This is a genomic window from Nostoc sp., from assembly GCF_035638895.1.
Lineage (GTDB): Bacteria > Cyanobacteriota > Cyanobacteriia > Cyanobacteriales > Nostocaceae > Nostoc.
The window spans coordinates 1-7655 of sequence record NZ_DASQZC010000706.1; the positions used below are offsets into that span (position 1 = coordinate 1).

Genomic DNA, 7655 nt, shown 5'->3' on the forward strand with positions numbered 1-7655 from the left:
GGGTGGGCATCTTGCCCGCCTTTGACTATGGGCGGACGAGACGCCCACCCCACAATAAATAGTTGTATATTTTTTTATTTGGAAGTCCCTAAGGTTTCGGCAAAAGCCAGTATTTTCCATGCCTCCTGCCTCTCTTGTTAATATTTTGATAGACAGTATGCATTTCTCCTCGCTATGTTACGACTAACAGAAGTAAAGCTCCCGCTTGATCATCCTGAAGATGAGATCAAGACTGCCATCCTCAAAAAGCTGCAAATCACGGACGAAGATTTGATCAGCTATTCTATCTTCAAGCGTAGCTACGATGCCCGTAAGAAAGGAGAGATCGCCCTTGTTTATATTCTGGATGTAGAAACGACTCAGGAAACTCATCTACTCAAGCGCCTGAAAAAAGATCCTCATGTAATGGTCACTCCAGACATGAGTTATCGCCCAGTGGCACAAGCACCAAGCAATTTAGCGATTCGCCCCATTGTGATTGGTACTGGGCCTTGTGGATTGTTTGCAGGTTTGATGCTGGCGCAAATGGGGTTCCGTCCCATCATTTTAGAACGTGGCAAACAAGTTCGCGATCGCACTGCTGATACTTTTGGCTTTTGGAAGAAAAAATCAGACTTCAACCCAGAATCTAATGCCCAGTTTGGCGAAGGTGGGGCGGGTACATTCTCCGATGGCAAACTCTACAGTCAAGTCAAAGATCCTCAGCATTATGGGCGCAAAGTACTAACCGAACTCGTCAATGCGGGAGCCTCACCGGAAATTCTCTATATTAACAAACCGCATATTGGCACTTTCAAACTGGTAGGAATCGTCCAAAGTATGCGTGCTAAAATCGAATCCCTCGGCGGTGAAATTCGCTTTCAAAGCCGAGTGGAAGATATCAACATCGAAAATGGACAAGTGCGGGGAGTCACCCTCGCCAGTGGCGAATATATGTCCAGCGATTATGTAGTTTTGGCGGTGGGTCATAGCGCCCGTGATACCTTCCAAATGCTATTTGATCGTGGAGTTTACATAGAGCCTAAACCTTTTTCGATTGGCTTTCGGGTGGAACATCCCCAGTCTCTCATCGACCAATGCCGTTTTGGCGCTCAGGCTGGTCATAAGCTTTTGGGTGCTGCGGATTACAAACTGGTTCACCACTGCCAAAATGGTCGTTCCGTCTATAGTTTCTGTATGTGTCCAGGGGGCTTAGTAGTTGCAGCTGCATCAGAGCCGGGGCGACTTGTCACCAATGGGATGAGCCAATACTCTCGCAATGAGCGTAATGCCAATAGTGCGATCGTTGTAGGCATCACACCTGAAGATTATCCGGGCAATGCCTTGGCGGGAATTGACTTCCAACGGCGCTTGGAAGAACGGGCTTTTGAGTTAGGCGGCGGGACTTATGAAGCTCCAGGGCAGTTGGTGGGAGACTTTCTCAACCATCGTCCCTCGACAGCATTTGGCACCGTTAAACCGTCTTATACACCTGGAGTACATTTGGGTGATTTGAGTCAGAGTTTACCAGATTATGCGATCGCAGCCATCCGTGAAGCACTTTCCGCTTTTGACAAACAAATTAAAGGTTTTGCGATGGACGATGCCGTGTTGACTGGGGTGGAAACCCGCACATCATCACCGATTCGGATTAAACGCAAAGAAGATTATCAGAGTTTAAATACAGTCGGTCTTTTTCCGGCTGGTGAAGGCGCGGGATACGCAGGGGGAATCCTCTCAGCGGGTATTGATGGTATCAAGGTGGCGGAAGCGGTGGCTTTAAGTATTTTGAGGAATGTGAGTTTGTAGTAAGCACAAAGCGTGCTTAAAAATCTAGGACTAAAGCCCTTACTACGAACTTTATTTACCCCTCTCTGCTCAGGAAAAATTGTCAGACTGACTACGCAAGATACTAAAATTTAGTTATCAATAAAAACATAATGTCTGATATTTGCCGTTTTCGTGGGGCTTGGCATACCCATTAGTTAGATTCCGATTAATCTTTGAACATGGTTGTTGACAAAAATCGAGAAGCATTCATTCCTTATACTCGCAGCGATATTATCAAACTTTGCCTGCAAGACGGTCAACTAAATGAGGCTGATGCCAAAAAATTTCAAGAATTCTGCAAAATCCTCACTGCATACTATCACTTTCGCTTCCATAAAACCTTAGAAATTATCAAAGATAATTATGTACCCTTTAACCCCAACGAAGATATTCAACCAATAACTCCACCAACCTTCGAGCAATATGATGAAATGGAATTTAACGTAGTTGATGCCTTTCACCATATTCTCGAAAGAGCAAATTATCTTCTTTTGCCTGAATCCATTGTCAAGCGATCGCTAACAACCAAATCTCTAATTGATTTGAAAACTCAAGTAGATTTTGAGGATTTTGATCGCTTTATCTGTTACTACCGAGGTAATAGTTATAAAAAGATTTGGGTAAAAAAGTTCTTCTTTTGGCGAGAAGAAAAGACTATTGATATCTTGGAACGGATTGTTTTATTTGTCAAGTTCAAAGAAGCGGCTTACTTTCTTAGAAAAAAAGCCAACATCCAAGATTTGAAATTCATTCCCGGTAAGATGTATCTTTACTGCTACAAAAATATTCCCAAGCTAGATATTGACTTACTTTTCCCCAATGTGAAAACGAGTATGACTTGGAAAGACCGCTTACTATTTGGAATTCCTGCTATTGGGGCGGCAATTCCTTTGATATTAAGAACATTACCTAATTTATTATTACTAGTTGCTGCAATTTTGCTAGTGCTAAATGTGTCATTTATAATTGAATTATTAAATGTAGAGTTAGAGCAAGTCAGAAATTTTATGCCAGTTTTGGTGGCAACTTTATCATTAACTATATCTTTGGGCGGATTTGCCTTTAAGCAATACACTAATTACAAAAATAAAAAAATCCAATTCCAAAAAACAGTTACCGATACGTTATTTTTCCAAAATTTAGCTAACAATACTAGTGTTTTTCAAATGTTTATTGAATTGGCAGAAGAAGAAGAATGCAAGGAAATTATTCTGGTATACTATCACTTACTTACCAGCCCTACACCGATAAGCCCTCAACAATTAGATTCTCGCATCGAAACTTGGATGGAGAATAAATTAGGCACAAAGATTAACTTTGATATTCAAGGGCCTCTAAGCAATTTAGAAGATATTCGTGGTCAAGTAATTCCAAACAGCGAAACAACAGACAATGTACCAGAAATCCCTTTACTAACATATAATCAGCAGGGAGCGTGTCAAGTTCTCCCCTTAGATGATGCTAAAGCAGTGATTGATTATGTTTGGGATAATGCCTTTCAATATAACGGGATAATCTTGTAGGCAACCGCAGTTGCAACGTACCTAACTGATCCAAATAAATTCGCTGCACTTGCTCGCTGTTTAAAAAAATTGTAGTTGAGAGCGATCGCTAAACCATAATACAAACCGGAAATTGCAAAATCTGCTCGATTCTATCTTAATACAACTCATATTTCATTAACTGACAGGGCAACGCTCCGTTATACACTGCAATTCGCTGGGATGATTTTAGTCCAATCGATTGAGACAATTCCTTGTTGCCACTCAAGACAAACGCAGTCCAGCCTTTGAAGCGTTGTTTCAGCACATCGCCCAAAAGTTTGTAAAATGCCCCTAAATCGCTATCTCTCCCCAGCCGTTCGCCATAAGGTGGATTGCAGAATAAAACCCCACTATCTGCGGGGGCGACAACATCAGCAAGTTCCATTTGAGAAAACCATACATGGTTATCAACGCCGCAATTTTGAGCATTGTTAATGGCTTGCTCAATTATATTTTCATCGCGATCGCTTCCCCAAATAGGTGCGGGCAGGTTATCCAGTTGGCTATCCTTAGCTTCTTGCAGCAGCTTTTCTAAAAGGGATAAATCAAAATCGAGCCAATTTTCAAATCCAAAGGATTCACGAAACAGCCCTGGTGCTATATTCAGTGCCTTTAAGCTAGCTTCGAGAGGTAAAGTGCCAGATCCACAGAGAGGGTCATAAAACATCTGGTTTGGCTGCCAACCCGAAAGTTGAATCAAGGCAGCAGCTAAAGATTCCTTGAGAGGGGCTGCTCCAACCGCAGGACGGTAGCCTCGGCGATGCAGACTATTTCCAGAACTGTCGAGTTTAACGGTACAACTATCGCGTTCAATATGAACATTAACCCGCACATCTGGTTCATGAAGCTCTACATTTGAACGTTCGCCCAGATTTTCTTTCTGCTGGTCAACGATCGCATTTTTGATCTGGAGAGATGTGAAGTGGCTGTGGTTGAGGTGATTGTTTTTACCTGTAGTATTCACTGCCAAAGTCATGTCTGGCGTGAGATAGTTTTGCCAATCGATACTCTGGATGCCGCGATAGAGATCCTTGGCATCAAGGCATGGAAACTCATGAATATTCACCAAGATTCGGAACGGCAGCCTAGCCCAGAGGTTGACGCGATAAAGTAGGGTGCGATCGCCCTCAAAGGCTACACCGCAAAACCCTGGCTCCACTGAATGAGCGCCCAGCTGCTCTAACTCCTGAGCCGCCAGGGTTTCTAATCCACGAGCAACCGTTGCAAAATACTGATTCATCCTCTAATCCAAAGCATTATCTTCACTGCTAACCCATTGACGCACTTTAGCTTAACTCATATCTTGTGACATTCTCTGTTAAGTCTGCGATTATAACCTTAGTAGAGTACAACGAATTAAATCAGGAGGCAGAAGGTAAACCCCATAAATAAATTTACTTGCTCTAAAAGAAAATGGCTGAGGGCAAAAAATATATTTTCTTCCTCGTGCCTCTCTTCGGTAACTCAGCATAACAAGCCCCAGACAAAGGAAATCAAGCTGGAGTCAGAACACAGCAAATATTTTTTGAAAGAGATTATATTTTCTTCATTTTAAGTACTACCTTAAATCAATTAACCTTGCTAATATCAAGCTGAATTAGTATTGCATTTTGTAATACAATCTATTAATTAAAATCGTCAGAGGGATAAATAATGACTTTAGTATCTGATATTGTTCTGCTAAAAGACTTAACATCATCATCAGATAAGGATTTGGGACGGGTAAAAGCTGTGCTTCCTGCGACGGTAAATCGGTTAACCAACCCGATGTTAGCGAGTATCTTTGGTGATGGACTGAAATTTGGTATTGCTTCCTTCAAGGATAAGCCAATACCGCCTCTTGGGGGTTACGCTGACTATGTATATAAACCAGAAGTCGCTTTGACAAATAATGTAACAATAATTAAAGATAAAATCTTTGATTTGAAAGCATTTGGTGGCAATGATGGGCGCGAATCACAATTAGACGCACTTTTGTACGCAGCTTTAGATAGCGGTGGCAGTCTCGCTTACAGAGTCGGTTCATTTCGTGTTGTTATAATTGCCACCGATAGTATTTATCACGTTGCAGGCGATCGTGCAGCAGTTAGTCCAAGTGATACTATTGCTAATAATGGAGATGGTGTAATCGATCCTAATGAAGATTATCCAGAGATTGGACAAGTAAAAACTGCGCTAGAAGCAAATAATATTATTCCAATTTTTCTCACTACGAGTGATGTTGCAGTCGATTACCAGACACTAGTTACCCAGTTTGGTCGAGGCGCTGTACTGACTCTTGGTTCTAAAAGTGAGAATTTTGCTGATGCCATAAAAGAGGCAGTTGCTCGATCCAGAAATGTCATAAGTACTGATGTTGTTACGACAAATAGAGACGATACCTTTAGCTGGGGGAATTTTTCGGCTGGCAATAAGGTTATTTTTGCTGGGGATGGTAATGACAAGATTTCGCTTTCTGGTGTTATTGGTAACCATTACATTGATGGGGGGGCTGGTTCTGACATCCTTGTTGGTGGAGATGGTATAAACAGAATAGATGGGGGTAGTAATGACGACAAGCTTGTGGGGGGCAAGGGTAATGATATTCTTTTTGGCAGTAGTGGAAAAGATACTCTGATCGGGAACATTGGCAACGATTATCTACACGGAGATACTGGGAATGACTACCTAAAAGGAGGCGCTGGGTTAGATAAGTTTGCATTTGCAACAGGATCAAAGTTTGATATTAACGAACTCGGAGTTGATATTATTAGTGACTTCAATCCTAAGCAAGACAAGATCCAACTATCTAAATCTACCTTTACCGCTCTAAGTAACTCAGTTTTCCCAACTAAATTAAACTCCGCAGACTTTGCCACAGTGACAAGCGATACTTTAGCAGCAAGCAGTTGGGCGGTGATTGTTTATAATAGCGCAAATGGTAGTCTTTTTTATAACCCCAATGGTTCGGCAGATGATTTTGCTGATATAAATTCCGGGGGTAAATTTGCACAATTGGGTGCTAGCTCCTTTCCTGCTCTAACTACCACTAGTTTTGAGGTAGTTTTGTGATTGATTTAGCTTAATTTTCAACTTCCCATAAGAGACTTCCAAGGAATAAAATACTCAGTAAGATCCCAGGCAAATGAATTGAACTGAAATTAATCTATAATTTTTTAAAATCAATCATTGTCTGACGATAAGTATCTGGCAAACCTGTATCAAAACACTTGCCCTTAACAACGTATCCTGTCATTCCCTGTTCCTTACATAATCTATCAAGACAAGAGGTTAACTGAAATTCGCCTCGTTCTCGGAAATTTTGGTTGATGTGTTCTGCTAAAAAGTCAAAAATTTTTGGCGTTAGTAAATACAAACCAAATATACATAAAAACTCATTTTCTGCCATTCCCTGTACACGCAAATGTTGTTGTGCATAGTCAATGGCAGGTTTTTCATAGAGTTGTGTAACTTCCAGAATCGAGTTTAACTCTTGCCAAACTCCTGTTACACATCCAGATGTATGAAGATTTTCTGCTGGCGTTGTAGTTAAACTAACAACGCTTTGATTAACTTGCTCATAAACATCTAAAAGTTGACTAGCACAAGATTTCTCAATATCAGATGTATAAATGTGGTCGCCCAACATTAGCAAAAACGGCTCATCTTGCACCCAATCTTTGGCACAAAATACCGCATGACCATAGCCTAATTGCTCCTCTTGCAATAGTATGGTAATTTTGCTGCCTAAATCTTCGAGATATCGGCTATATTCTTGATTTTGCGGTGAAAGTTTATTTAAAAGTTCTTTTTTGGGTGGGTTCTTCAATAAATCTTCAAATACTTCTTGATCATCCGGCTGTACCACAATCCCCACTTCTGTAATTCCAGCACTAATTGCCTCTTCAATAATTGCTAAAATCACAGGTTTTGCCCTACCATCTCGATCAATAATCGGAAAAAGTTCTTTTTTCACAACTTTAGTAGCTGGAAACAACCGAGTCCCAAAACCAGCTACCGGAATCACAGCTTTTCTAACTTTATTTTTCTGCATAAATCCTCAATCCTCATCAGCTTAAAATCTCCCGTGCTCCCTGCCCCCTGCCTCTTAGTCATATCATGCCCGCATAATTAGTTATGCTAACCACAGCCATTACACCCCACCCCCAGCCCCTCCCCGCCTGCGGGGCTACCGTGTATACACAAGTCGGATGTAAAGTAGGTGCAGAGGATTTTTGAGAAGCAAAAACTATGGATAATCCAATCTTAATTCACGCATCGACGACACCAGGAACGGCATTTGGAGACCCAAGGCTGATAAAA

The 7655-nt window shown here is 41.4% G+C and carries 5 protein-coding genes; 3 read left to right on the forward strand and 2 right to left on the reverse strand.

Going from position 1 to position 7655, the window contains the following annotated elements; all coding sequences use genetic code 11:
* The first annotated feature begins 174 nt into the window (after positions 1-174).
* On the forward strand, positions 175-1788 hold the full coding sequence (locus VE944_RS33535; protein WP_324987983.1) for an NAD(P)/FAD-dependent oxidoreductase: 1614 nt from the start codon (positions 175-177) through the stop codon (positions 1786-1788).
* 200 nt (positions 1789-1988) lie between these two features.
* Positions 1989-3332, forward strand: coding sequence for a TMEM143 family protein (locus VE944_RS33540; RefSeq protein WP_324987986.1), 1344 nt, complete (start codon positions 1989-1991; stop codon positions 3330-3332).
* A 136-nt stretch (positions 3333-3468) separates the two neighbouring features.
* On the opposite strand, the gene VE944_RS33545 is transcribed toward VE944_RS33540, so the two are convergent.
* Positions 3469-4593, reverse strand: a complete 1125-nt coding sequence (locus tag VE944_RS33545) for a THUMP domain-containing class I SAM-dependent RNA methyltransferase (RefSeq protein WP_324987989.1) — start codon at positions 4591-4593, stop codon at positions 3469-3471.
* Positions 4594-5006: 413 nt separating this feature from the next.
* On the opposite strand from VE944_RS33545, the gene VE944_RS33550 reads away from it, so the two are divergent.
* Entirely contained in the window at positions 5007-6404 is a 1398-nt protein-coding gene (locus VE944_RS33550; protein WP_324987991.1) for a hypothetical protein, read from the forward strand.
* A 94-nt stretch (positions 6405-6498) separates the two neighbouring features.
* Here the strand turns inward: VE944_RS33550 and VE944_RS33555 are convergent, their stop codons facing one another.
* Entirely contained in the window at positions 6499-7386 is an 888-nt protein-coding gene (locus VE944_RS33555; protein ID WP_324987993.1) for a UTP--glucose-1-phosphate uridylyltransferase, read from the reverse strand.
* Positions 7387-7655: the final 269 nt, after the last annotated feature.